The organism is Bacillus sp. LB7, assembly GCF_030449715.1.
Classification (GTDB): domain Bacteria; phylum Bacillota; class Bacilli; order Bacillales; family Bacillaceae; genus Bacillus; species Bacillus paralicheniformis.
On the sequence record NZ_JASGCA010000003.1, the window covers coordinates 227,770 to 253,437 of the forward strand.

At 47.1% G+C, this 25,668-nt stretch carries 21 protein-coding genes; 12 read left to right on the forward strand and 9 right to left on the reverse strand.

Annotation, left to right across the window (positions count from 1 at the left end):
- Window positions 1-163: 163 nt before the first annotated feature.
- Window positions 164-535, forward strand: a complete 372-nt coding sequence (locus tag QMZ64_RS05975) for a YxeA family protein (protein WP_265625246.1) — start codon at window positions 164-166, stop codon at window positions 533-535.
- Window positions 536-763: 228 nt separating this feature from the next.
- On the opposite strand, the gene QMZ64_RS05980 is transcribed toward QMZ64_RS05975, so the two are convergent.
- Both QMZ64_RS05980 and QMZ64_RS05985 read right to left on the reverse strand, forming a co-directional pair.
- A complete protein-coding gene (locus tag QMZ64_RS05980; RefSeq protein ID WP_265625245.1) occupies window positions 764-2,449 on the reverse strand; it encodes a methyl-accepting chemotaxis protein in 1,686 nt (561 codons plus the stop codon).
- 162 nt (window positions 2,450-2,611) lie between these two features.
- Window positions 2,612-4,036: an alanine/glycine:cation symporter family protein gene (locus QMZ64_RS05985; protein WP_075751748.1), complete on the reverse strand. Its 1,425-nt coding sequence runs from the start codon at window positions 4,034-4,036 to the stop codon at window positions 2,612-2,614.
- A gap of 312 nt (window positions 4,037-4,348) precedes the next feature.
- Between QMZ64_RS05985 and ald the strand changes: the two genes are divergently transcribed.
- Complete coding sequence (gene ald / locus QMZ64_RS05990; RefSeq protein ID WP_265625244.1) at window positions 4,349-5,479, forward strand: alanine dehydrogenase; 1,131 nt, start codon at window positions 4,349-4,351, stop codon at window positions 5,477-5,479.
- A gap of 159 nt (window positions 5,480-5,638) precedes the next feature.
- Here the strand turns inward: ald and ganB are convergent, their stop codons facing one another.
- From ganB to QMZ64_RS06020, 6 genes are all read right to left on the reverse strand, one after another.
- On the reverse strand, window positions 5,639-6,913 hold the full coding sequence (gene ganB, locus QMZ64_RS05995; RefSeq protein ID WP_265627881.1) for an arabinogalactan endo-beta-1,4-galactanase: 1,275 nt from the start codon (window positions 6,911-6,913) through the stop codon (window positions 5,639-5,641).
- 105 nt (window positions 6,914-7,018) lie between these two features.
- Window positions 7,019-9,073: a beta-galactosidase GanA gene (locus tag QMZ64_RS06000; RefSeq protein WP_301441187.1), complete on the reverse strand. Its 2,055-nt coding sequence runs from the start codon at window positions 9,071-9,073 to the stop codon at window positions 7,019-7,021.
- A gap of 35 nt (window positions 9,074-9,108) precedes the next feature.
- The gene (gene ganQ, locus QMZ64_RS06005) at window positions 9,109-9,948 is read right to left on the reverse strand and encodes a galactooligosaccharide ABC transporter permease GanQ (RefSeq protein ID WP_265625243.1); all 840 of its coding nucleotides are present in this window, start codon (window positions 9,946-9,948) and stop codon (window positions 9,109-9,111) included.
- Window positions 9,949-9,951: 3 nt separating this feature from the next.
- Window positions 9,952-11,208 (reverse strand): galactooligosaccharide ABC transporter permease GanP, encoded by a 1,257-nt coding sequence (gene ganP, locus QMZ64_RS06010; RefSeq protein WP_265625242.1) that lies wholly within the window; start codon window positions 11,206-11,208, stop codon window positions 9,952-9,954.
- A gap of 81 nt (window positions 11,209-11,289) precedes the next feature.
- On the reverse strand, window positions 11,290-12,558 hold the full coding sequence (gene ganS, locus QMZ64_RS06015; protein WP_265625241.1) for an arabinogalactan oligomer ABC transporter substrate-binding protein GanS: 1,269 nt from the start codon (window positions 12,556-12,558) through the stop codon (window positions 11,290-11,292).
- A gap of 143 nt (window positions 12,559-12,701) precedes the next feature.
- On the reverse strand, window positions 12,702-13,694 hold the full coding sequence (locus tag QMZ64_RS06020) for a galactan degradation operon transcriptional regulator GanR (protein WP_265625240.1): 993 nt from the start codon (window positions 13,692-13,694) through the stop codon (window positions 12,702-12,704).
- A 242-nt stretch (window positions 13,695-13,936) separates the two neighbouring features.
- On the opposite strand from QMZ64_RS06020, the gene QMZ64_RS06025 reads away from it, so the two are divergent.
- From QMZ64_RS06025 to galT, 3 genes are read left to right on the forward strand one after another with little or no spacing between them, the layout of a single operon-like run.
- The gene (locus QMZ64_RS06025; RefSeq protein WP_265625239.1) at window positions 13,937-15,106 is read left to right on the forward strand and encodes a galactokinase; all 1,170 of its coding nucleotides are present in this window, start codon (window positions 13,937-13,939) and stop codon (window positions 15,104-15,106) included.
- A gap of 14 nt (window positions 15,107-15,120) precedes the next feature.
- Complete coding sequence (gene galE / locus QMZ64_RS06030; RefSeq protein WP_265625238.1) at window positions 15,121-16,122, forward strand: UDP-glucose 4-epimerase GalE; 1,002 nt, start codon at window positions 15,121-15,123, stop codon at window positions 16,120-16,122.
- On the forward strand, window positions 16,119-17,606 hold the full coding sequence (gene galT / locus QMZ64_RS06035; protein ID WP_265625237.1) for a UDP-glucose--hexose-1-phosphate uridylyltransferase: 1,488 nt from the start codon (window positions 16,119-16,121) through the stop codon (window positions 17,604-17,606). Before galE ends, galT begins: the two co-directional genes overlap by 4 nt.
- Window positions 17,607-17,641: 35 nt before the next feature.
- Here galT and QMZ64_RS06040 read toward each other — a convergent pair whose 3' ends face one another.
- Window positions 17,642-18,814 carry an ROK family transcriptional regulator gene (locus tag QMZ64_RS06040; protein WP_265625236.1) on the reverse strand — a complete coding sequence of 391 codons (1,173 nt, stop codon included), beginning with the start codon at window positions 18,812-18,814 and terminating at the stop codon, window positions 17,642-17,644.
- Between the two features lie 152 nt (window positions 18,815-18,966).
- On the opposite strand from QMZ64_RS06040, the gene QMZ64_RS06045 reads away from it, so the two are divergent.
- The 7 genes from QMZ64_RS06045 to gnd all read left to right on the forward strand — a co-directional run bounded on the left by QMZ64_RS06045 (window position 18,967) and on the right by gnd (window position 25,474).
- A complete protein-coding gene (locus QMZ64_RS06045) occupies window positions 18,967-19,392 on the forward strand; it encodes a MarR family winged helix-turn-helix transcriptional regulator (protein ID WP_265625235.1) in 426 nt (141 codons plus the stop codon).
- A gap of 12 nt (window positions 19,393-19,404) precedes the next feature.
- Complete coding sequence (locus QMZ64_RS06050; protein ID WP_265625234.1) at window positions 19,405-19,797, forward strand: rhodanese-like domain-containing protein; 393 nt, start codon at window positions 19,405-19,407, stop codon at window positions 19,795-19,797.
- The gene (locus QMZ64_RS06055) at window positions 19,791-20,225 is read left to right on the forward strand and encodes an EVE domain-containing protein (RefSeq protein WP_265625233.1); all 435 of its coding nucleotides are present in this window, start codon (window positions 19,791-19,793) and stop codon (window positions 20,223-20,225) included. The genes QMZ64_RS06050 and QMZ64_RS06055 overlap by 7 nt, the downstream gene beginning before the upstream one ends.
- Window positions 20,226-20,407: 182 nt before the next feature.
- Complete coding sequence (locus QMZ64_RS06060) at window positions 20,408-21,139, forward strand: GntR family transcriptional regulator (RefSeq protein WP_243941297.1); 732 nt, start codon at window positions 20,408-20,410, stop codon at window positions 21,137-21,139.
- Window positions 21,132-22,673 (forward strand): gluconokinase, encoded by a 1,542-nt coding sequence (gene gntK / locus QMZ64_RS06065; protein ID WP_301441188.1) that lies wholly within the window; start codon window positions 21,132-21,134, stop codon window positions 22,671-22,673. The genes QMZ64_RS06060 and gntK overlap by 8 nt, the downstream gene beginning before the upstream one ends.
- Before the next feature lie 21 nt (window positions 22,674-22,694).
- Window positions 22,695-24,041, forward strand: a complete 1,347-nt coding sequence (locus QMZ64_RS06070; protein ID WP_265625231.1) for a GntP family permease — start codon at window positions 22,695-22,697, stop codon at window positions 24,039-24,041.
- 29 nt (window positions 24,042-24,070) lie between these two features.
- Window positions 24,071-25,474 (forward strand): decarboxylating NADP(+)-dependent phosphogluconate dehydrogenase, encoded by a 1,404-nt coding sequence (gnd, locus tag QMZ64_RS06075; RefSeq protein WP_301441189.1) that lies wholly within the window; start codon window positions 24,071-24,073, stop codon window positions 25,472-25,474.
- The last annotated feature ends 194 nt before the right edge of the window (window positions 25,475-25,668 follow it).

The window sequence follows — 25,668 nt, forward strand, 5'->3', positions numbered from 1 at the left end:
TTGGATATATTATGACACGAAGCGGTCTGATAAACAAAAGCCGCCGCGATTCGTCCTACCTTACGATCATGTAAGTGTATTGTAATATGAATCAATTTCTTCTCCCTGCGCCTTTTTTATAAAATAATACCATCCACAAACTGAATGAAAGAGGAGAAGGTATATGAAGACACGGGCAGGCGGCCTGATTGCCGCAGTTCTGATCGCCGTTGCCGGCGTTTTTATCCTGCAGAAAGCGACAGGTGGCCTTGTGCCCCTGGCCGATGATTTCATACAAGGCCAGGGTAAGCCTGAGGCCTATTATCTCAAAGCCGAAGATCATGCAGAAAAGCTGAACAACGGAAAGTACAACTATACATTAACCGGATATGACGCGAGCGGACACAAACAGCAGATTGAAGCAGAGGCGGACGAAAAACTGCGTCCCTGCGCTTTCATCAAAGTATGGGCGTACGGAACAAAAGCCGGAAGCTTGACTGAAATACACGAAGAGGAAATCCCCGAGGGCGCCTTAGCCGCCATGAAAACCAATTAAACCCCATCGCCTGATGGGGTTTCAGATTGTTGACAAAATCCCAAAACGGCTCTTAGTTTTGGGATTTTGTCATCCTTTCAGCGTGATTGAAAACCCTTGCAGTCTAGGAAGGCCGAGCATCGGAGCGGAGCGAATGTTGGAATTCGTGAGCACCGACGCGCAGGCCTGACAACGAATGCGAGGGTTTGTCGACACGCTGAAACCCCATCGCCTGATGGGGTTTTCTGCTTAATATTTAAATCGGTTGATGACGGTTTGCAGTTCTTCAGCCAATTGAGACAGCGATTCTGCTGCATAAGAGATTTCTTCCATCGAAGCCAGCTGCTCCTGAGTTGAGGAAGCAACCGCTTTTGTGCCAGCCGACGTTTCCTGTGATCCAGAAGCTAATGTTTGAATGGTGTTTTGAACCATTTCGACACCTGATGTCAGCTGCTGAGTAGAAGCTGCAACTTCTTGGATTTGAGAAGCAACCTGTTCCACCAAGTTCAAAATTTCGGTGAAATTGCCGGTCGTCTCCTGGGACAGAGCGATTCCGGAGCTGACATTTTCTTGAACGACTTTAATATTATTCACCGTTTCTACCGATTCATTTTGGATCGTTGTGACCAATGATTGAATATGGTTCGCCGACTTATTCGTTTCGTCCGCCAATTTCCGGACCTCTTCCGCCACGACAGCAAACCCTTTTCCTTGTTCTCCCGCTCTTGCTGCTTCAATTGCCGCGTTCAGCGCCAGCAAATTCGTCTGCTCCGAAATATCGGTGATGAGCGAAGAAATGTTGCTGATTTCCGCCGTGCTGGACACGAGCGCCTCCAGGCCGCTGCCGGCTGAGTCGACGGATTTATCAATGAAATTCATTTGCTCGAGCATTTTATGAACGGACTCGGAGCCGATTTCGGCTTTGTCTCTCATCGAAGACGACAGATCCGCTATGCTGCCTGTATTGGAGGCAACGGATGATAGACGATCCAGCAATTCATGAATCGATTCAGAGCTTTTTTCTGTCATTTCGCTTTGCGTCATATTGCTGTCGGCAATCGCCTGCATCTCTTCCGAAATCCGTTCGGAGGTCGATTTCGATTCCTCCGCGCTTGCCGACAACTGTTCAGAGGATGCGGCGACTTGCTCAGATGAACTGCTGATCTGCTTCACAATTTGCGTCAGCGACTGAACAAAAGCATTGAAAGAATTGGCAAGCTGGCCGAACTCGTCTTTATTTTTGACGAGCACTTTCTTGGTTAAATCCGCCTCGCCGTGGGCGATGTCACCAAGCTGCTGATTCAGGCTTCTCAACGGCACCAGAATAGACTTCAAGAGCAGCAGACTCAAAACAATTCCAACGATTGCTGATACTCCTGTGACAGTGATGATGACCCATTCGCTCATCGTCCCATTGGCGCTGATCTCTGCTTTCAGATCTTCCACCTCTTCTTCAAGGCTTTCGACCAGCTTGTTGACAGACGGATCGAGGACTTCTTTTCTTAATGTTCTTTCCTCTCCGAAATGGATCGATTCGGCTTTTTTAGAACTTGAAGCGTAAGATTGGATAACTTGTTGATTTAAATCCCAATAAGCATTGAAATTTTCTTTAATTTCCTCGACGTTCGCTTTGTATGTGTCTTCCCGGATCAGTTTACCGGCACGGTCAAGACTCTTTAAAACATCGTCGGCCTTGTCCTTCATTCCTTCGCTGTATTCATTGTCTCTGGTCATAATAAGACCTCTTTCGTCATTCGACAAGCCGGTCAGACGATATTGAATATGCTTAATCTCTTTTTGAAATTCCATCTTGTCCTTGAGTTCTTCATTCTTTTTCACCGTAGAAGAAATCATAAAAACAGAGGAAGCTCCGATTCCAACGATGGAAACGACTAAAATTGATATAATTCCCAGCAGTTTTGTTTTCACTTTCATGATGGTGATCCTTTCTCCTTTATGTCATCAATAATGAAATGCAATTTTCAAATTAAAGATCTTCTTCATTTCATAGTATCGACATTTTTCGTCAAAATTTGAGATTTTGTATGATTGTAAACAAAGAAAAAGCTCTGCCGGGATGGCAGAGCTTTTGATTGATTAATGAATTGGTTTACTTGGCGGACCCGCCGATTTGGTATGTTCATAGAAATGATGAAAATAATCATTTGTCTCTGCTTTGATAACTTTCCAAAGCAGCAGGATGGCGATCAGGTTGGGAATCATCATCAGCGCATTCGCCATATCGGCAAATGCCCAGACGGTGACGAGATTGGCGACCGTCCCGATGCCGCAGGCGAGGATGTAGACCAGCCTGTAGCCCGCAATTCCTTTGGAACCGGCCAAATACTCGAAGCATTTTTCTCCGTAAACATACCAGCCGACAATTGTAGAAAACCCAAAGAAAATCACCGACAGCGACACAATGTATTCTCCTGCCGCGCCGAGGACCGAGGCAAAAGCCGCGCTCGTCAATGCCCCGCCTTCGAGGCTGGCGTTATGGGCCGCGCCGGATATCAAGCCGCCAGACGGGTCCCAAAAACCGGTAATGATAAGGGTTAAACCTGTCATCGTACACACCACGATCGTAACGATAAATGTCCCGGTCATTGCGACGAGCGCCTGTTTTACCGGATGGTCTGCACGCGCGTTTCCGGCGATAAGCGCGGCCGTACCAAGGCCTGCTTCGTTTGAAAAAATACCGCGGGATACCCCGTTCCGAACGGCTTCAGATACGGCAATTCCAAGGAAACCGCCGGCCGCTGCAACAGGGTGGAAAGCATAATAGAAAATCAGCTCAAAAGCCGGAATAATCTTGTCATAATTCAAAATCAGAATCAAAATCGCCCCGCCCATGTAAAGAAAAGCCATGATCGGCACAAAGAAGCTGGCAACGGTACTGATCCGCTGGATCCCGCCGAAGATAATGACGCTTACGAGAATAACCAGAATCAGCCCTGTCACCCAGTTTTCAATACCGAAGCTGTTCTTTGTAATATCGGCAATCGTATTGGATTGGACGCTGTTGCCTATCCCCAAAGCGGCAAAAGCGCCAAACAGCGCAAAAGCGATGGCGAGTCCTTTAAATCTGCGGCCGAGTCCGCGTTCAATATAATACATCGGCCCGCTCGAATATTCCCCTTTTTCATTTTTCACGCGGAATTTAACAGCAAGCAAGGCTTCCGCATATTTCGTTGCCATGCCCAACAGCCCGACAACCCACATCCAGAAGATCGAACCCGGTCCGCCGAGTGTCAATGCCGTCGCGACACCTGCGATATTTCCGTTTCCGATCGTGGCGGCAAGCGCTGTCATTAAAGCTTTAAAATGGCTCACATCCCCTTCGGCAGCCGCGTCTTTGCTATCTTCCTTGCCAAATCCGATCTTAAATGCATAGATCAGACGGCGAAATTGCAGTCCTTTTAAAACAATCGTTAAAAATAAGCCTGTCCCAAATAATAAAATTAAACTGGGCGGCCCCCATAATACCTTATTAATCTTGCCTAGTATTTCTAAGATATCCATATGACTCACTCCCAACAAAGATAACGCTTTCATAGCTGCAAGAGATATTCTATCACAACGAAAAATGGTTATGTTTGTGAAACAACACAAAATGTAATCGCTTACATTTGTTTTTTTAACAAAGCTATTTTTTAAAGAAAAAATTTTAATTGATAACTTATCTGATCAAGCCTTTCACCTTATTCAACGTTCACCAATTTGTTAAATTCCACAAAAAAGCGCTTACATTTTTAATTTTACACACGATGCTCTTCCCGATTCAGAGATTTATACTAGCGATAGAATCATATTTCATTTGAGGGGGACGACATCATGATCATTGGAATTCCGAAAGAAATTAAAAACAACGAGAACCGTGTAGCCATTACGCCGGCCGGCGTAGTCGCGCTAAAAAAAAGCGGTCATCAAGTTTTAATCGAACAGGGAGCCGGACTTGGAAGCGGCTTTGAGGATGCCGACTACAAAGCCGCGGGAGCGGAGATTTTGGTTGAAGCGAAGGATGTATGGGCAAAAGCGGATATGGTCATGAAGGTGAAAGAGCCGATCAGCTCTGAATACGGCTATTTCCGAAAAGGACTTGTTTTATTTACGTATCTGCACTTAGCAGCTGAACCTAAGCTTGCGAAAGCGCTTGTGGACAGCGGCGTCACAGCCATCGCATACGAAACGGTCGAAGTGAACCGGACGCTTCCGCTCCTGACTCCAATGAGTGAAGTCGCCGGACGAATGGCTTCACAGATCGGCGCGCAATTTCTTGAGAAATCAAAAGGCGGCAAAGGCATCCTGTTATCGGGCGTACCTGGTGTAAAACGCGGCAAAGTCACGATCATCGGCGGCGGAGTGGTCGGTACGAACGCTGCCAAAATCGCTGTCGGACTTGGCGCTGACGTCACTTTGATCGATTTGAGCGCTGAGCGCCTCCGTCAGCTCGATGACCAGTTCGGCAAAGACATTCAAACGCTTATGTCCAACCCGCTCAACATTGCGGAAGCCGTAAAAGACTCTGACCTTGTCATCGGCGCCGTCTTAATCCCTGGTGCAAAAGCGCCGAAGCTTGTCACAGAAGAGATGATTCAGTCGATGTCCCCAGGCTCAGTTGTTGTAGACGTGGCGATTGACCAGGGCGGCATTATTGAAACGGTTGATAAAATCACCACGCATGACGATCCGACTTATACAAAGCACGGCGTTGTCCATTATGCGGTCGCCAATATGCCGGGAGCCGTTCCCCGTACATCAACGATCGGCTTAACAAACGTCACTATGCCTTACGCTTTGCAAATCGCAAATAAAGGCGTTGAACAAGCAGTCTCCGAAAATCAGGCGCTCGCTCTCGGCGTCAATGTTGCAAACGGAAGCATCACCTACAAGGCCGTCGCGCGCGACCTTGGATATGAATACGTATCTGTAGAAGATGCATTTCAAACGGTAATCGCTGGTTAAGCGGACTCTATCTCTCTGTCAATATGGAAAAATTTTAATTACGCTTTCTGACTGTCCTTTCACGAAAAAAAGCCGGATATCATCCGGCCTTTTTTCATTCTGCTTTAAACCGCTTTCCGGCAAACGGCGTTCGCCTTCATCCGAGAATTCAGCTGCAAGTCAATTTTTGAATGGTGTTCCCGTATCTACATACTTAAACACATTCAGAGACGGCAATGGACGTCCTTTAAAATCAAACAATGCCTGATTGTCTACGGCGCTGCCGCCAAACCACTTTCCTGCGTCTTCCGGGTCATATTCAGCGGCATAGCTTGTGGCCCAGCCTGATCCGTATGTCTCCCAAAGCGTTTTATTTTTCTCAAGCTGGTGTGCCGGTCCTACCGGAATCCACGCCGGTTCCCAATAGAAAACGCCGATTCCGGCTTTTCCTACATCGCTGACCGCTTGAATCACATCACGGACCGCGTTCGCCTGCCCTTGAACGCTGACAGGATAATTGAGCGTTTGACCGTTTTTAGGGGCTGTATTTTCGTGTCCGTCTCCGTCTTCAGCCGTATACGTATAAGATGTCTCGGCAACCATGACCTTTTTGCCGTACGTGTCCGCGACTGATGTCAGGACAGATGTTAGATTCTTCAGTGTGCCATGCCAAAACGGATAATACGAGCTTGCAAACACATCATAGTCTACATGGTGCCGGTGAAGCGTCTCGGCAATCCAAGCGTACCTGCCTGACGTCTCCGGATTGGTAAAATGCAAGGCGATTAAAATTTTCGAATCCGTCTCCCGGACGGCTTGACTCCCGGCGTTGAACAATTGGCTCATCTTCGCCCAGTCCGTTTCACCGGCAAGGCCCCCGTTTGTTTCGTTTCCGACCTGCACCATGCCGACGTTGATGCCCGCTGCTTTCATCGCTTTAAGGCTTTGTTTTGTATATTGGTAAAGCGCCGTTTTTTTATCTTCAAAACTTAAGTTCGCCCATGCTTTTGGCGCTTTCTGTTTCGCCGGGTCCGCCCAGAAATCGGAATAGTGGAAATCCGCCAGCAGCTTCATTCCGTTGGCAGTGGCCCGTTTTCCGATCTGAATCGCTTTTTTCAGATCATTATTGCCCCCTCCATAGCCATTGCCGTTGGCATCATAGGGATTATTCCAGATGCGCACCCGGACATAATTGACGCCTGCTTCCTTCAGCGTTTTGAATATATCCTGTTTCTTTCCGGATTCATTGTAAAAGGCGACGCCGCTCTCTTCCAAAGCGATGATGCTCGAAACATCAACCCCTTTTATAAAATCCTTGTGAAGACCTGAAACCTTTTCGACAAAAAGACCGCTTTCTGCCGCCCTGGAACCTCTGACGGCTTCCGCCGGACCCCTGGTTCCGAATGCGCCCAAAATAAAAATCAACACCACAAAAACAGCCACCGCGTTTTTCATGAATCCCGCTTCTCCCCTTTCATGATTGGCACACACTAAATAGGAAAACGCTTTAATTATTTCAGCAAGAGAAACATCCACTTTCAAAGCGGATGTCCCCCAGGCTTATTTTTTTGTTTTTACCGCTATTCTGGCTTCATATTTTTCCAATGCGATTTCCCCGGTCAGCGTTTCTCCGCTCAGCATATCTTTAACGGCCGACTCCAACACGACGGGCTGGCGTTTTTCTGTGAAATTCATGATGAAAATATAATCATTTTCTTCATCCCGTCTGACTTGAACGGAGACACCAGGCTGATGTTTCACGTCAAAAGCCGGTTCAATCGCTAGCTCTTTGATCAATGTTTTATAAAAATCCCGATGAAATTGGCTGCTTAATCGCGCACCGATATAGTACGTCTTCCCCTGTTTGTATGAATGGCTTGTAACAGCCGGCGTGTCCGCATAAAAATCGTCCTCATAGAATCCCACAGGATTTGCCGTATCCACCTTCAGCACGGTCGCATAATCTTTCAGCTCATACGACCGGTTTTGATAACGAACCGCATTTTTGTCGCCAGGATAGAGCGTATCGGTTTCAACAGGCTCCACGCCAAACATCTCTTGCAGATCTTGCGGCCATCCGCCTAAATAGGTCAGGTCATATTCGTTGACGATTCCGCTCATATACGTCATCACCAATGTGCCCCCGTTTGCAGCAAAGGCTTTTAAACGCGCGACTGTTTCTTCGCTTGCTAAGTAAAGCATCGGAACGATCAGCAGCCGGTACGGCGAAAAATCCTGTTCCTTTGTAATCACGTCGACTGGAATATCACGCTCCCAAAACGCGCGGTAGTGCTCGTGCAACGTTTGGGGATACCGCTTGGTTTTCTTCCCGAAACCTTGCGCATCTTCGAGCGCCCAATGGGTTTCCCAATCATAGAGAATCGCGACATCCGCGGGCCGGGTCGTTCCGACAAGTTCAGACAGCTCTTCAAGGGTTTGCCCCACTTTTGCCACTTCTTTAAATACGCGGTTCTCAGAACAATTGTCATGGCCCACAACCGCACCGTGAAATTTTTCCGATGAGCCGCGTGATTTCCGCCATTGAAAATAGAGGATGCTGTCAGATCCGTGGGCGATCATCTGCATCGAAGACAGGAGGTGCATGCCCGGCCGTTTCGCTTTATTAAAATCGTGCCAATTGACAGCGCTTGGCGTCGATTCCATTAAAAGAAACGGCTGCTGTTTCAGGCTGCGGTACAAATCATTGATAAAGCCGACTTTCATGGCCAAATCAGCTGTGCTTTCCCAATCATTGTGCCAGGCGGGATACGCGTCCCAGCTGATCACATCCAGATGCTTGGCAAACTTGCTGTAGTCCAGCCCTTGAAATGGAATGAGATCATGCGTGTCAGCCATAAAGTTGGTCGTGATCGGAATATTCGGCGTGATTTCCTTCAATGGAACGATTTCATTTTGAAAGAATGAGATCGTCTGGTCAGTGACGAAACGGCGCCAGTCCAAATTTAAGCCGTGCACCGCATTTTCACCGATCGGAGACGGCGATTCAATCTGTGACCAATCGTTGAAGGTGTGGCTCCAAAAAGGCGTCCACCATGCATCATTCAAAGATTTAAGATCATCGTCGTACTTCTTTTTCAACCAGTCTCTGAAGGCGTGCTGACATTGATCACAATGGCATTCTCCTCCGTATTCGTTGGAGACATGCCACATCAAAAGGGCAGGATGGCTGCCGTACCTTTCCGCCAGCAAGCGGTTGATCTTTCTCGTTTTTTCACGGTATACGTATGAAGTGAAGCAATGATTGTGCCTTCCGCCATGCAGCTGTTTGACACGTTCCGCATTCACCCGCAGCACTTCCGGATACTTTTGCGACAGCCAAGCAGGACGGGCGCCGCTCGGTGTCGCCAATATCATCCGTCCGCCGTTCCGGTGAATGCTCTCAAACATATCATCCAGCCATTCAAACGTATAGACGCCTTCCTCCGGCTCAAGAGCGCTCCATGAAAAAATCCCCACTGAAAATGTATTCGTATGGGCAAGCTTCATCAGCTTGATGTCATCTGCAAGAATATCCGGACGGTCAAGCCACTGATCCGGATTGTAGTCTCCCCCGTGAAGCATGTATTTTGCTTGTGTCGTATAAATTTTTGGCATAATACTCTCCTTTTTCAGACCATATTCTTCTCGGACTATCCTTTCGTTCCGCCTGCCGTCAACCCTGATACAAAGTTCTTTTGCAGCATGATAAAGATGACGGCTACCGGAATGCTGATCAAAATGGCGCCGGCGGCAAATGTCGTATAGCTGGCCCCCATCACTTCATTGACTAAATTGTATAAACCGATCGGCAATGTATACGACTCCGGCGTCCGCAATATCGTCGAAGACAAAACAAAATCCCCGAGCGGTCCGGTGAATCCGTTCATGGCGACGACCGCGATCATCGGTTTGGATAGCGGCATAATAATCTGCAGAAAAATTCTTGTATTGCTGGCGCCGTCAATCTTAGCGCTCTCATCCAAATCGATGGGAATGGAGTCCATATACCCTTTCATCAAATACGTGTTCATCGGTATAAGTCCGCCGATGTACAGCAAAATCAGGAGCCAATGGCTGTTCATCATGCCCAGCATCTGCGCTAAAACGAAGAGTGCAACCAAAGCCGAAAATTGAGGAATCATTTGCAGCAGCATGAATAAAACTAAAGCGTTTTTTCTACCTTTAAAACGAAACCGTGAAAAAGCATAAGCTGTAAAAGAAACGCTGATGATCGATCCGATCATCGTAAAGATGCTGATTTTCAGCGAGTTTATATACCATTGCCCGTATTGAAGGCTCTCTTTTCCGGCGAATAAATCTCTATAGTGATCCAATGTCGGATTTGCCGGAATGATAGAAGTACTGACCAAACTGTTGCCGGGATTAAAGCTGGCTCCCACCGTCCAAAGCAGAGGATATATGATTACGGCTGTCATAAAAACCAACAGAGAATAGGTCAGAAGGAGCCGAAAGAATCTTCTTTTCTTCATATGTTAAGCCCCCTCTTTGAAAGAATTTGTCCGTCTGAACTGCCACAGCGCGATCGAGATGACAAAGACCGACAGCAGGATCGTCAATGCGGCGGCTAAAGAGTACTGGCTCGACTGCATCGTCAATTTGTAAATCCAGGACACCAGAATGTCGGTTCCTCCCGCTGTTGACCCGGGAACAGCCGGACCGCCTCCATTAAATAGATAGATAATGTTGAAGTTATTAAAGTTAAAAGTGAATTGCGTGATGATAATCGGCGCCATTGCGATTAAAATCAGCGGCATTGTGATATGCCTGAATTTCGAAAACGCGGACGCACCGTCAATTGTCGCCGCTTCATACAGGTCGTCCGGAATCGACTGCAGAACACCGGTCGTCACAATGAACACATAAGGAAAACCGAGCCACCCCTGCATGAGGATAAGCGCCAGCTTCGTCCAATTAGCATTCGTCATCCAAGGAATCGGATCGATGCCGAATGCAGCGAGGATTTGATGATTGAAAGCACCGAAGCTGTCATTAAAGAGGCCGGCAAATACAAGAATGGTAACAAAACCGGGCACGGCCCAAGGCAAGACCAGAATCGTCCGGAAAAATTTCTTGAAGCGAACTTCCTTCTGATTGACGACAACCGCCAACAAAATGCCCAACCCGACTTGGAGCGTGGAAGCGACAAGCGTCCAGACAATGGTCCAAGCTAGAACATCCAAAAAGGTCGACCGCCAAATATCAACGGTGAAAATGTCGGCAAACGTTTTAAGCCCTACCCAATCGACAAGGTGGGCAGGCGGAGAATGGTAGAGGTTATAATTTGTAAAAGCTAATGCAAAGCTGAACAAAATCGGAAAAACAACGGCAAAAATCAGAATGAACAGTGATGGTCCGCTGATGAGATACGGATATCCCTGAGCCATTAAGTTATGATATTGTTCCTTGAGTGAACTGAGCTCCTTTTGTTCATCGCGCCGCTTTCCGTTTTGGTAGGCGTCCCGCAAATTGGCGTAATAGACAGCCAGCCCAAAACAGGTGACAATCACGGCAATGATGCCTTCTGCCAATAGAAAAATCGAGTTATCGCGCGGCACTTCGGTTCCAAGCGTAAACAGGCCCCACAGCCCCATATTCAGCAAATCGCCAAAAACCGCAAAGAACGAGACGCCTAAAAGAAGGAATAACAGACCCTTTATCCATTGTTTATTGTAGAATTGGCCCAAACCGGGAATAACTGATAATAGTAAAGCTTTTTTGCGATGCTGCACCTTCTCTTTCACCTCTTTATATGGACGTCCTGATCATAAATGGCGCCAAACTTAAGACAAGTTTGACACCAATGCTGCGGCTTATTTGCTGCCGCTGTGCTTCGCTTTGATCTGTCCTTGTATCGTTTCCGCTGCTTGATCAAGCGCTTTTTTCGGTTCGGCTTTTCCGGTTGCGATCGTTTGCAGAGCCGCATCCGCCGGCGTCCACACTTCATTCATCTCAGGAATATTCGGCGTCAACTCTGAGTACTGAGATTGTTCAGCAACGGCTTGAGCCGCTTCGCTTTTTGTGACGGCAGGATCATCCGCCAGTTCTTTGACAGCGGGAACTTCTTTTGTGATCTCATATCTCTTCTTTGAATTTTCTTTATTGGCGAGAAAGACGGCTAATTCTTCCGCTAGATCGGCATTCTTCGAATAAGCGCTTACATTGTAGCTCTTCACGCCGACAAAAGAACTCATATGTTTGCCGTTGGACAGCTTAGGCAGCTTGGCAACCCCGTAGTTGATACCCGCTTTTTTGAACGGTTCCAGATTCCACGGACCAGAAATGATCGCTGCTGCTTTTCCTTCCGTAAACAGCGATTCCAGCACATTGATGCCCTGCTCCCCAATAATTCCGGCAGGGAACAGCCCTTCTTGATAAAACTTCTGAATGTACTCGGCTCCTTCGACTGCACCTTTGTTATTCAAGCCGAGATCAGCCGGATCATAAGTGCCGTCTGCATCGCTTTTAAAAATGTAGCCGCCGTATCCTCCCATGACGCTCTGCGCATAATAAATCTGGTCAAACAGCGCCAGGAAGCCGAATTTTTTGCCGTCAGCCGTTTTTTTCGAATACTCATACCATTCATCCAGCGTTTTCGGCAGTTCTTTTTCAGAAATCAAATCTTTATTATAGTAGAGCATCGTCGTTTCGACCGCTTTCGGCAGGCCGTAGACCTTACCGTTTGTCACCTGGGATCTCATTGCCGGTTCCGTATAGATCGATTGGATCTCTTTGTCCACCTTTAATTCCTTGATCAAACCTTCCGTTACCGCTGTTCCGATTTGATCTCCAGGCATCGTTAACACATCAGGCCCCGTTCCTGCCGGTCCATCCATCCGCAAGTCTTCGATCTGCTTTGCGTAAGGCTTTTCGACGACTTTGACAGATACGCCGTGCTCTTTTTCAAACTGGGCGACGGCATCTTTAATGCCTTCGCTTTTTTCTTTATCTTCCCAGATCACGAGTTCCTTTTGCTTCGAGCCTGATGTTTCATTGCTGCTCTCTTTAGGTCCGCAGGCAGTTAAAGACAAACTGAGAGCAATCACACTGCTGATTCCAACATATTTTTTCATATTCATCATTTGTCTCATTCCTTTTATTGGATTGAAAGCGTTTTACAAAAACAATATAGCATGTCTAAGAAAAAGTGTAAACAATTATTTTACTTACTACAGTAAAATGTTTTACGAAAAAGGCGCGGCTTATGAACAGCCCGCGCCTTTTTTTAATTGGTGCTTTTCCTGACCACCAGTTCTGCACCGATATATAGCGTTTTTACAGCTTTTCTCTTTTTAAGTATTTGTTCAAGAAGCAATTCAATGGCGTTTTTGCAAAGTTCTTGAATGTCGATATGGAATGTCGTCAGCGGCGGAGATACATATTTCGCCACACTGATGTTGTTGATACTGATGACGCTTACCCTGCCCGGGATGGCGACCCCTCTCTCATTTAAGGCCTGAAGGCAGCCTACAGCAATCGGATCCGCCGCTGTAAAGAAGGCCGTCGGCAGCTTTTCGCCTAATGTTTCAACCGCTTTATCCATCAGATGGTAGCCGTTTTCCACCGAAAATCCCCTGCGGCAAAAAATAAAGTCTTCCTCCAAGAGCCCTTTTTCCCTCATATAATCGCGAAACGTTCGTTCCCTTACGTCCATTTCGTCTTTATCGGTATTAGGATTGTGGTACGTGCCTCCGATAAAGCCGATCTTTTCATGCCCTTTTTCAATAAGAAAGTCCACCGTTTTCCTCGTCATCTGCTTTAAGTCCGGCCTGACTGAATCAAAATGTTCCGGATCCGGCGTCGAATCGATAAATACTCCGTGAGGCGTCATCTGCCTTAACCGGGTTAATTCATCATCTGAAAATGATCCCACCGCAATGAATCCTTCAATGTTTTCGGGGATGGCGTCAATGCCGCCCGAAATTTTATACGTTGTCAGTTCAACGTTGAATTGCTTTGCGAGCTTCTCGATTTCCAGCCTCATCGTTTTAAAATACACGTCTTCGAGCTCTTCTTTATCCGTCAGCCAGTACAGAAACGCGATGTTTTTTACCAGTGTTCTGATCGTTTTTTTGCGGTAGTTCAGGCTTTCCGCCACTTCAAATATTTTCTCCCGCGTCTCATCGGGTACGGACAGGCTTTCGTCGTTATTCAATACGCGGGAAACCGTCGAGATGGAATACCCCGCCTTTTCTGCAACATCTTTTATCGTCGCCACGATTGCAAAACCTCCATATGAACATCTTTCATATTTTTAGTAAAATATTTTACTAATTTAACGTTGATTGTCGTAAAAGTCAAGTGCTGATTGCCCTATCCCTGCCAATAAGGATTTTACATGAAAACGCTTCATTTGAAAAAACACTTTTTATTGCACCAATTGAAAACCCGTAGTAAACTGAGTCTAAACTTAATTAAATTAATTTATTAAGTCTGCACGTCAAACGAATGGGAGGATATATGAATACTGCAGCCGCTTTATTAGACGACTTTCGTTCTATTTTCAAGACAGAAAAGACACCGCGAACCTTTTTTGCTCCAGGAAGAATCAACTTAATCGGCGAACACACGGATTATAATGGAGGGCATGTTTTCCCCGCTTCGATTTCATTTGGCACCTATGCCCTTGGCGTGAAACGAGATGATCAAATGATCCGTTTCTATTCAAAGAACTTCCCTGACAAAGGCATAATTGAATGCAGCTTGAGCGATTTAGCCTTTGATCAGTCTGACGGCTGGGCCAACTATCCGAAAGGAATGTTCCTTTTGATGAAAGCGGCAGGCCATCAAATCGTTCACGGCGCCGATATTTTGTATTACGGAAATATCCCGCACGGGGCGGGCCTCTCTTCTTCCGCATCGATTGAGCTTGCGACAGGCGTTCTGTTAAAAGGGCTTTATGGTTTGCAGACAGACACGATCTCCATGGTGAAGCTCGGACAAAAAGTCGAAAACGAATACATCGGCGTAGGCAGCGGCATTATGGACCAATTCGCGATCGGCATGGGGAAAAAGGATCACGCGATTTTGTTAGACTGCCAAACACTTCATTACACATACGCACCCTTCGTGTTGAAGGAACACGATGTGATCATCATCAATACAAACAAACAGCGGGCGCTGGCCGGATCTAAATATAATGAAAGGCGCGCCCAATGCGAAGAGGCGCTCCGCGATCTGCAGAAGGAGTTATCGATTGCAAGCCTGGGCGAAATGACGACGGAAGCATTTGAAGCTCATCAGCACCTTATCCGAGATGAAATCAATCGAAAACGCGCCAAGCATGCGGTGTACGAAAATGCCCGGACGATGAAAGCGCTGGAAAAACTTCGCGAGGACGACCTCGTCGGGTTCGGCAAGCTGATGAATGAATCTCATGTGTCTTTAAGGGATGATTATGAAGTGACAGGGCTGGAGCTTGATACCATTGTCCAGGCGGCTTGGGAACAAGACGGAGTCCTGGGTGCCCGCATGACCGGCGCCGGGTTCGGCGGCTGTGCGATTGCGATTGTGGAAAAAGACCGGACAGACAGCTTTAAAAAACGCGTGAATGCCGTCTACCGCGAAACGGTTGGCTATGATGCCGCTTTTTATACTGCGACGATAGGCGACGGCGCCAAAGAAATATAGAAAGGAGAATGGATATGAGTGTGTTGGTTTTGGGCGGTGCCGGCTATATCGGTTCACACGCCGTGTATCAATTAATAGACAGGGGTGAAACCGTCGTTGTCGTTGACAACCTTGAGACCGGCCAAAGGCAGGCGATACATCCCGATGCGGCCTTTTATGAAGGGGATGTGCGCGATCGCGACTTCCTCCGCACTGTTTTCGAAAAAGAACGTATTGAAGAAGTGATCCACTTCGCCGCCAGTTCACTTGTCGGCGAATCGATGAAAGATCCGCTTAAATACTACGACAACAATGTATCCGGGACCCAGGTTTTGCTTCAGACGATGCTCGAGCACGATGTGAAAAAAATCGTATTCTCCTCGACGGCGGCCGTCTACGGAGAGCCTGAATCGGTGCCGATCACAGAAGACATGCCGACGCGGCCGACAAGCACCTACGGGGAAACGAAACTGATCATGGAGAAGCTCATGAAGCGGACTGAAGAAGCCCATGGGATCAGCTTTGTGTCTCTCAGGTACTTCAATGTCGCAGGAGCAAGAGAAAATGGAGAGATCGGAGAAGACCACCATCCGGAAACACACCTGGTCCCCATCATCCTGCAAACCGCTCTCGGACAAAGACCGCACATTACGATTTTCGGGGATGACTATGATACGCCAGACGGCACGTGCATCCGCGACTATGTTCATGTTGAAGACCTGATTGACGCTCATCTGTCGGCACTGGACTATTTAAGAGAAGGCGGCAAAAGCGATATATTCAACCTCGGCAGCAGCGAAGGATTTTCGGTGAAAGAAATGATTGATGCGGCGAGAAAGGTCACCGGGAAAGACATTCCCGCCGAGATCGGCAAACGCAGAGCCGGCGACCCGAGCATCCTGATTGCCGGCTCTGACAAAGCAAAGCAAGTCCTGGGCTGGAGGCCTTCGCGCACTTCTGTAGCAAAGATCATTGAAGACGCCTGGAAGTGGCATTCCTCACATCCAAACGGGTACAGGAAGGAAGTGTCATCATGATTGAACAAGACATAGCCGGACTCATTCAAAAAGCGCTTGAAACAGGGTTAATCGAACCGGCTGACGTGAACTACGCACGCAACCAAGTGATGCATCTGCTGGGTCTGGACTCGTTTCCCGAAGAAGCCCCTGCGGCTTCCGGCGACTCCATCCCAGACCTTTTGGAAAAACTCGTAGCCTATGCAGTCGAACACGGCGTTATAACCGACAATTTAGACGCGAAAGACATGCTGGCGGCAAATGTGATGAACTGCTTTGTTGCAAGACCTTCTGTCATCAATGCCGTGTTTCAGCAAAAATACGAGCAATCGCCGCTGGAGGCCACCGACTATTTTTATCAGCTCAGCAAAAACAGCAACTATATCCAGACGAAACGAATTGAAAGAAATATTTCGTATCAGACGGATACACCTTACGGCACAATGGATATTACGATCAATTTGTCAAAGCCGGAAAAAGACCCTGAGCAAATCAAACGGGAGCGCGCCGCTGCAAAACGAGCACGCAGCTATCCGACATGCCTGCTGTGCAAAGAAAACGAAGGGTATGCAGGACGAATCGGGTATCCCGCCCGGGCGAACCACAGGATAATTAAAGTCCCGCTCGCCGGAGAAAACTGGTATTTTCAATATTCTCCATATGCGTACTATAACGAGCACAGCATTTTATTTTCTGAGCAGCATCGGCCGATGAAAATTGATAAGCTTGCCTTTCACAGGCTGCTTGTTTTTACAGAGCTGTTTCCGCATTATTTTATCGGATCGAATGCCGATTTGCCGATCGTCGGCGGGTCTATTTTAAGCCATGACCATTATCAGACCGGACGATATGAGTTTGCGATGACGCGCGCAGAAGACGCGTTCTCCTTTCAAATCAAACAGCATCCGGACATCGAAGCCTCTGTTTTAAAATGGCCGATGTCTGTCATCCGCTTGAAAGGAACGGCGATCAACAGCCTTGTCGATGCGGCGGATCATATTTTTCAGACTTGGAAAAACTACTCGGATCAACAAGCGGATATTACGGCTTTTACTGATGAAACGCCTCATAACACGATTACGCCTATTGCAAGAAACATGAGCGGTGTTTTTGAAATCGACCTTGTGCTCAGAAACAACCGGACATCTGCCGAGCATCCATACGGCATATTCCACCCGCATGCTGACGTTCACCATATTAAGAAAGAAAATATCGGCTTAATTGAAGTGATGGGCCTGGCCGTTCTTCCTCCCCGCTTAAAGACCGAACTGGCAGGTGTCCAAGAATTCCTGCTCGGTCAGTCAGATGCCGTTGAAGCGCATCACCGGGAATGGGCCGAACAGCTCAAAACCGAATACGGAGAGCCGTCCGGGCCGAAGCATGCTGAATCAATTGTACGAAAAGAACTTGGCCGGAAATTTGTTAAAGCCCTTGAGGATGCCGGGGTATTCAAAAACCGCGAAGCTTTCATGCGCTTCATCCACACGGTCAATCGTCAGGGGTAAGGCTTCACCGGTGTTAAAACAGGCGAAAAAAAGGCTTATTTTAACACCGGATCAAACAGCTCCGCCAACAGCAATGAAACGGCTCCGTAAAGCGTCGCTTCATCGCCGAGCTTCGTTATCGTCACCTCTGTCTGCCTCGCTTCGGCTGTTAAGGCTTTCTGCTGTATCGTTTCTCGTATCGCCGGCAATATGAACCTCCCGCCTTTCATCACTCCGCCGCCCAGCACGATTTTGCCCGGATTGACAAGATGAATGAAGTTGGTCAGCCCGATTCCGATGATCACACCGGTTTCCCGAAAGAGTTCGATACACGTTTGGCAGCCGTTCTCGGCCATTTCAAACAAATCTTTGGCTGTCAGGCTGTCCGGACTTTCTTTTAACCGTTTGTTTCCCCGCTTGGCAATCGCTTTGCCGCTCACAATCGTCTGCAGGCAGCCCCGGTTGCCGCACTCGCACTTTTCTCCATTAATATCAATGATCATATGGCCCAGTTCCCCTGCGATTCCTTCCGCTCCATGGTACAGTTTTCCGTTGATGACAATCCCCGCACCGACACCGTGGCCGACGTTTACGGCCGCCATACTGCCTGCATCATCGCAGCCGCCGAACCACGATTCGCCAAGCGCCATCGCCCTGGCATCGTTTTCAACTCTGACCGTTAAGTTGAATTCTTGTTCCAGCACATCTTTAATGGGAATATTGGTTAGGTTTAAAATCGGGGCGATGCGTGACATTCCCGTTTCAGCATCGACGACCCCGTGCATTGCGATGCCGATCCCGATGATCTTTTCCTGATTGACATCGGCCCGTCCCAAAATCGCATAAACATTTTCTTTTAAAACATCAATGAACGTCTCGTTTGTCAGCGGTTTTTTCAGCAGGCTGGATGTCCGCTGCAGTATCCCTCCGGCTAAATCGGTTAAGATGCACTCCACCGTCTCAGGCCCGGCATCAATGCCAATGACATAATAGGCACCTGTGTTGATGTGCAGCATTGTCGGCTTCCTTCCGCCGCTCGAATGGCCGAGCGTGCTTTCTTTCACGAGCCCTTGTTCGATCAACTCTTTGACAATGCTTGAGACCGTGGGAGGGGTAATCTTTGTTTCCTTGGCGATCTCGGCTCTCGAAATCGGCTCTGAAGTTCTGATTTTATTAAGAATGATCGATTTGTTCACCGATTTCATTAATTGAAATGTACCGCGTTGCATGTGAAATCCTCCATTTACACCATATCGTAGGTTTTATTGTACCACGGTTAATTAATTAAATTAACAAACGAAAACAAGAAGGCTTGCGTTCAAAAATATAATCAGTTATACTGACTATATTGTTTGGTGATTATTTTAGGTGGTGATGATTTTTGAAACAGTTAAGTCAATTTTACGGATTTTTGCTAGGAAAGGTTCTTCAGCAAATGGAGGATCAATTTGCTGATGTTCTCGCTCCGTATAGCTTGAATGCCAGGCAATTCGGAGTACTTGTATTTATTGAAGAAAACCCTTTTTCTTCTCAAAAACTGATTTCTGAACAACTGCAGATCGACCGTACGACAATGGTGAGCCATGTTGACCATTTAGAAGCTTCAGGCTTTGTGGAAAGGACAAAAAACGCAAGTGATCGCAGGGCATACAGCCTAATCCTTACTGAAAAAGGCAGCGATGTACTGTCATCATGCAAACAGGTTTTAGTACAGACAGAATATGAGGTTTTATCCCCTCTGGCTGACAATGAAAAAAAATTATTTAAAGATTTGCTTTTAAAAGTATGGAAAAAGTATAAAAACTAGGAGGCATACCCTATGAATTCACTCGATTTTTTTAATGCACGTTTAGAAGCCACCATTAGTCCAATGGATTATTTTAAATCTTCAAAGGATCACCCTGAAAAATATTTTTTAATAGATGTAAGAAACGGGCCAAGCGAAGTCAGGAGTTTGACGATAAAAGGTGCTCAAGCGATACCTGAACACGATCTCCCTAATCGATTAGAGGATATTCCAAAAGATAAAGAAATCATTGTGTACTGCTGGGATGTCTGGTGCAATACGGCATCTAAAGCAGCTAAATTTTTATTAGAAAAAGGCTATCAAGTGAAAGAGCTGACCGGAGGGATCGCGGCATGGAGAGAAATGAATTTTCCTGTGTCAGCATGCACCGAAGGGGATACTGACAAGGATGCTTGCGGATGCTGAATGGAATGAAAAGAAGGTATTGGATCGGCGTAGCTTCGCGCGATCACGTCTTGAAAGGTGTATCCGGAGGCTTTGCTCAACTTTGCCACGGAAAAGAGGCGCCTTTAAAAAGAATGAATCCCGATGATTGGATCATTTATTACTCGCCAAAACAAAATCTCAAAGATCATGCGCCCTATCAAAAGTTTACAGCTGTAGGGGAAGTGAGTGATAACAGAGTTTACAAGGTTCATGCGGGAGAAGGATTCTCACCTTACAGAAGGAAGATCAACTTTTTAAAATGCCGGGAAACGCCGATCCACCCATTCATTCCCAACCTCTCTTTCATCAAAAACAAACGGCACTGGGGTTATTCCTTTCGATTTGGGCACATAGAAATTAGCGAACATGACTTCAAACTCATCGTTAAACAAATGGTCAAAATATAAAGGGCAGCTGCTCCCTTTATTTTTTTGTTTTAGAGGGGCTTTCAAAGTGCTTCTGCAAAACAAATGATTTCTAAATGGAAAAATTTTTCGAAAAATTTAAAATGAAAGTGTTTGCATAATCAAAATAATCGCGTTATCATACTTGTATACAAGTATACTCGTATAACTAGGAAGGTGAGTGTATGAGCAAATCTAAAAGTCTTTTATATCCGGAGAAGTGGCTTTCAAGAGCTTCAACAGGTGTTCGCGTCGCATGCGAGCTGAGAATGCGCATTATTTCCGGCTTGATTGAAAGCGGTACCATTTTATCTGAAAATAAATTAGCTGCGGAATTCTCGGTGAGCCGGTCTCCCATCCGCGAGGCTTTAAAAATACTGGCATCGGAAAAAATCATCCGTTTGGAACGGATGGGCGCCGTTGTCATCGGTTTAACCGAAAAAGAAATTGGAGAAATTTATGATGTGCGTCTGGTGATGGAAACATTCGTATTCGAACGGCTTGGACAGGCCAATGTCGACGAACTGGTAACAGACCTCAGCAAAATATTGGAGATGATGAAAGTCTCCATCAAATACAAAGATGCCGACGAGTTCTCATTTCAAGACGTCTTATTTCACGAAACGATTGTCCGCTCCATCAATCATTCTTACATTTTGATGATATGGAACAATCTCAAACCTGTGATGGAAAGCTTTATTCTTTTATCCATGCGGGCCCGCTTAAAAGAAAAATACGAAGACTTTGAACGAATTCTCGATAACCATGAACTTTATATCCAAGCAATCAAAACGAAAGACAGGGATCTGATGCTTAAATCCCTACATCAAAATTTCGATGACGTGCAAGGTAAAGTTGAAGATCTGTGGCTGTCGCAACAAATGCTGGCGAAAGGGGCCGAACAAGAAAATGACTAGTTATATGTTAGGCATAGATATCGGTACGACAAGCACGAAAGCGGTTTTATTCAGTGAAAAAGGGAACGTGATCCAAAAGGAAAGCATCGGCTACCCGCTTTACACACCGGACATCTCGACCGCTGAACAAAACCCGGATGAAATCTTTCAGGCCGTCATCCAGTCAACGGCGAAAATCATGCAGCAGCATCCTGACAAACAGCCGTCATTCATTTCATTCAGCAGCGCAATGCACAGCGTGATTGCAATGGACGAAAACGACAAGCCGCTCACCTCCTGCATCACTTGGGCAGATAACAGAAGCGAAGGCTGGGCTCATAAAATCAAAGAAGAAATGAACGGGCACAATATCTATAAACGAACGGGAACGCCGATTCACCCGATGACGCCGCTAAGTAAAATCACATGGATTGTGAACGAACATCCTGAAATCGCTGCCAAAGCGAAAAAATATATCGGAATTAAAGAATATATTTTTAAAAAGTTATTTGATCAATATGTCGTCGATTACTCCTTAGCTTCGGCGATGGGAATGATGAATCTCAAAACAATGGCCTGGGACGAAGAAGCACTGACCGTTGCCGGCATCACACCCGATCACTTATCAAAGCTCGTTCCGACAACAGCCATTTTCCATCATTGCAATCCGGAACTGGCGGCGATGATGGGAATCGATCCGCAAACGCCATTTGTTATCGGTGCCAGCGACGGCGTGCTGTCCAACCTCGGCGTCAACGCGATTAAAAAAGGCGAAATCGCCGTCACCATCGGGACAAGCGGTGCGATTCGCACGATTATCGATAAGCCGCAAACCGATGAAAAAGGCAGAATCTTTTGCTATGCCTTAACTGAGAACCATTGGGTCATCGGCGGGCCAGTGAACAACGGCGGGATCGTCCTTCGCTGGATCAGAGATGAATTTGCTTCATCAGAAATCGAAACGGCAAAACGTCTCGGCATTGATCCGTACGATGTCTTGACCAAAATTGCCGAACGCGTCAGACCGGGTGCCGACGGACTGCTGTTCCATCCATACCTCGCAGGCGAACGGGCGCCGCTTTGGAATCCGGATGTGCGCGGTTCATTCTTCGGCCTCACCATGTCGCATAAAAAAGAACACATGATTCGTGCGGCGTTGGAAGGGGTTATTTACAATCTGTACACCGTCTTCCTGGCGTTGACAGAATGCATGGACGGGCCCGTTGCCCGAATCCAGGCGACCGGAGGTTTCGCAAGGTCTGATGTATGGAGGCAAATGATGGCCGATATTTTCGAATCGGAAGTCGTCGTGCCGGAAAGCTATGAAAGCTCTTGTCTCGGAGCCTGCATTTTGGGACTGTACGCGACAGGAAAAATCGATTCATTTGATGTCGTCTCCGACATGATCGGAAGCACGCACAGGCACGCGCCGAAAGAAGAATCGGCCAAAGAATACAGAACATTAATGCCGATCTTTATCAACTTATCGCGAGCACTTGAAAACGAGTATACACAAATTGCAAATTATCAAAGAAACTTAACCAGCAAAAAATAGGGGAGAATTGGAGGCGTTATCATGCCATTATTGATCGTAGCCATCGGGATTGTCGCACTATTGCTTTTAATTATGGGGTTAAAACTGAATACGTTTGTTTCCTTGATTATCGTATCGTTCGGGGTTGCTTTGGCACTCGGAATGCCGCTTGACGACATCGTCAAAACGATTGAAGAAGGGCTCGGCGGAACGCTCGGCCATATCGCATTGATCTTCGGGCTCGGCGCCATGCTGGGCAAGCTGATCGCGGATTCAGGGGGCGCTCAGCGCATTGCGATGACCCTCGTCAACAAATTCGGGGAGAAAAACATCCAATGGGCGGTCGTCATCGCCTCCTTTATTATTGGGGTTGCATTATTCTTCGAAGTCGGATTGGTATTATTGATTCCAATTGTATTCGCCATTTCAAGAGAATTGAAGATTTCAATTTTATACCTCGGAATTCCGATGACGGCGGCCTTATCCGTCACACACGGCTTCCTGCCTCCGCATCCGGGGCCGACGGCTATCGCGGGAGAGCTCGGCGCCAATATCGGGGAAGTGTTGCTCTACGGTATCATTGTTGCTATCCCAACCGTTCTTTTGGCCGGACCTTTATTTACGAAACTGGCGAAAAAAATCGTCCCGCAATCATTTGAGAAAATGGGCAGCATCGCTTCACTCGGTGAACAGAAAACGTTCAAACTTGAAGAGACGCCAGCCTTTGGCATCAGCGTCTTCACAGCTATGCTTCCGGTCATTATCATGTCGATTTCGACTGTTATTACGCTTATTCAAGAAACGGTGGGCCTTGCAGACAACAGCCTGCTGGCAGCGGTTCGCTTAATCGGGAATGCCTCGACTTCGATGGTCATCTCCCTGTTGGTCGCGATCTATACGATGGGGATCTCCAGAAAGATCCCAATCAAACAAGTGATGGATTCCTGTTCAACCGCCATTACACAAATCGGAATGATGCTCTTGATCATCGGAGGCGGCGGCGCCTTCAAACAAGTCTTGATCAATGGTGGAGTAGGCGACTATGTAGCTGAATTATTCAAAGGAACAGCCATGTCGCCGATCTTGCTCGCTTGGGTCATCGCCGCAATTCTGCGCATCTCATTAGGATCCGCGACAGTTGCTGCGTTAAGCACAACCGGACTCGTTCTTCCGATGCTCGGACAAAGCGATGTCAATCTTGCGCTGGTTGTGCTTGCAACAGGGGCCGGAAGTGTAATCGCTTCCCATGTCAATGACGCAGGTTTCTGGATGTTCAAAGAATATTTCGGCCTAAGCATGAAAGAAACATTTGCCACCTGGACACTGCTTGAAACAATTATCGCGGTGGCCGGATTAGGATTTACTTTATTGTTAAGCCTATTTGTATAAAAAAGTTTTCATGAAGGAGCAGGTATTACATGTGCAATACAATCGGTGTCATAGGTTTGGGAGTCATGGGGAGCAATATCGCCCTGAACATGGCAAGCAAAGGCGAACAAGTCGCCGTCTATAATTACACAAGGGATTTAACCGATCAACTCGTCCAAAAAACGGGAGGCCAAACAGTCAAGCCGTACTATGAACTTGAAGATTTCGTACAGTCTCTAGAAAAACCGAGAAAAATCTTTCTTATGGTCACAGCAGGAAAACCGGTCGATTCTGTCATCGACTCGCTCGTTCCTCTGCTTGAAGAAGGGGATGTCATCATGGACGGCGGCAACTCCCACTACGAAGATACGGAACGAAGATATGACAGTTTGAAAGCGAACGGAATCGGCTACCTGGGAATCGGCATTTCCGGCGGCGAAGTCGGCGCTTTAAAAGGCCCATCCATTATGCCCGGCGGAGATCGGGACGTCTACGAAAAAGTAGCTCCGATTCTCACAAAAATCGCCGCTCAAGTAGAAGGAGATCCATGCTGTGTCTACATCGGTCCGAAAGGCGCGGGGCATTTTGTCAAAATGGTGCACAACGGCATCGAGTACGCAGACATGCAGCTTATCGCTGAAGCCTATACATTTTTAAGAGAAAAGCTTCGTCTGCCGATAGATGAAATCGCTGACATTTTCGAGACGTGGAATCAAGGAGAGCTGAAAAGCTATTTAATCGAAATCACGGCTGAGATCCTGCGGAAAAAGGATGAGTGCACGGGCGCTCCGCTCATCGACGTCATCCTCGACAAAACCGGCCAAAAAGGCACGGGCAAATGGACGAGCCTGCAGGCCGTCGACAACGGCATTCCATCATCGATTATCACGGAATCCCTGTTTGCCCGTTACCTGTCGTCATTAAAAGACGAACGGACAGCTGCCGAAAACGTATTGGCCGGACCTGAAACAGAAGAACGGCCCCTGGATCAAAACGTGTGGATCGACCGCGTCAGACAGGCATTATACATGGGGAAAGTCTGCGCCTATGCACAAGGCTTCGCTCAATATAAAATGACGTCTGACCTGAACGGATGGAACCTGCCGTTAAAGGACATCGCCCTCATCTTCCGCGGCGGCTGCATCATCCGTGCGCAATTTTTAAATCTCATCAGTGAAGCGTTCGACAAACAGCCGGACCTGTCCAACCTGCTGGTCGCACCTGACTTCGCTGAAAAGCTAAAAGAATACCAGTCCGGCTTGCGAAAGGTCGTCTGCGAAGGCATCAGCTCAGGTATCTCATTCCCGTGCCTGAGCACCGCCCTCTCCTATTACGACGGCTACCGGACGGGCCGCTCAAACGCAAACCTGCTGCAGGCACAGCGCGATTATTTCGGCGCTCACAAGTATGAGCGGACAGATATGGAAGGCGTGTTTCATACGGACTGGTATTAAAAGCTGCACCCCGAAATTCGGGGTGCAGTGTTTCTTATTTTTGCTCAAATTTTGAATTTCATACTTTGTTCAACATTTCACAAACTCATACTTCAAATTCGTGATATGATAAATTCAGCCACAGAAAAGGAGGACTGATACCAAAATAAACCAGATATCCGCTTCAGGGATAAAATTTTTTAACTCTACTTGTG

Bases quoted from the DNA above. Each gene is read 5' to 3' on its own strand.
- QMZ64_RS05975 (WP_265625246.1), top strand. From the start codon at position 164: ATGAAGACACGGGCAGGCGGCCTGATTGCCGCAGTTCTGATCGCCGTT.
- QMZ64_RS05980 (WP_265625245.1), bottom strand. From the start codon at position 2,449: ATGAAAGTGAAAACAAAACTGCTGGGAATTATATCAATTTTAGTCGTT.
- QMZ64_RS05985 (WP_075751748.1), bottom strand. From the start codon at position 4,036: ATGGATATCTTAGAAATACTAGGCAAGATTAATAAGGTATTATGGGGG.
- ald (WP_265625244.1), top strand. From the start codon at position 4,349: ATGATCATTGGAATTCCGAAAGAAATTAAAAACAACGAGAACCGTGTA.
- ganB (WP_265627881.1), bottom strand. From the start codon at position 6,913: ATGAAAAACGCGGTGGCTGTTTTTGTGGTGTTGATTTTTATTTTGGGC.
- QMZ64_RS06000 (WP_301441187.1), bottom strand. From the start codon at position 9,073: ATGCCAAAAATTTATACGACACAAGCAAAATACATGCTTCACGGGGGA.
- ganQ (WP_265625243.1), bottom strand. From the start codon at position 9,948: ATGAAGAAAAGAAGATTCTTTCGGCTCCTTCTGACCTATTCTCTGTTG.
- ganS (WP_265625241.1), bottom strand. From the start codon at position 12,558: ATGATGAATATGAAAAAATATGTTGGAATCAGCAGTGTGATTGCTCTC.
- QMZ64_RS06025 (WP_265625239.1), top strand. From the start codon at position 13,937: ATGAATACTGCAGCCGCTTTATTAGACGACTTTCGTTCTATTTTCAAG.
- galE (WP_265625238.1), top strand. From the start codon at position 15,121: ATGAGTGTGTTGGTTTTGGGCGGTGCCGGCTATATCGGTTCACACGCC.
- galT (WP_265625237.1), top strand. From the start codon at position 16,119: ATGATTGAACAAGACATAGCCGGACTCATTCAAAAAGCGCTTGAAACA.
- QMZ64_RS06040 (WP_265625236.1), bottom strand. From the start codon at position 18,814: ATGCAACGCGGTACATTTCAATTAATGAAATCGGTGAACAAATCGATC.
- QMZ64_RS06050 (WP_265625234.1), top strand. From the start codon at position 19,405: ATGAATTCACTCGATTTTTTTAATGCACGTTTAGAAGCCACCATTAGT.
- QMZ64_RS06055 (WP_265625233.1), top strand. From the start codon at position 19,791: ATGCTGAATGGAATGAAAAGAAGGTATTGGATCGGCGTAGCTTCGCGC.
- QMZ64_RS06060 (WP_243941297.1), top strand. From the start codon at position 20,408: ATGAGCAAATCTAAAAGTCTTTTATATCCGGAGAAGTGGCTTTCAAGA.
- gntK (WP_301441188.1), top strand. From the start codon at position 21,132: ATGACTAGTTATATGTTAGGCATAGATATCGGTACGACAAGCACGAAA.
- QMZ64_RS06070 (WP_265625231.1), top strand. From the start codon at position 22,695: ATGCCATTATTGATCGTAGCCATCGGGATTGTCGCACTATTGCTTTTA.
- gnd (WP_301441189.1), top strand. From the start codon at position 24,071: ATGTGCAATACAATCGGTGTCATAGGTTTGGGAGTCATGGGGAGCAAT.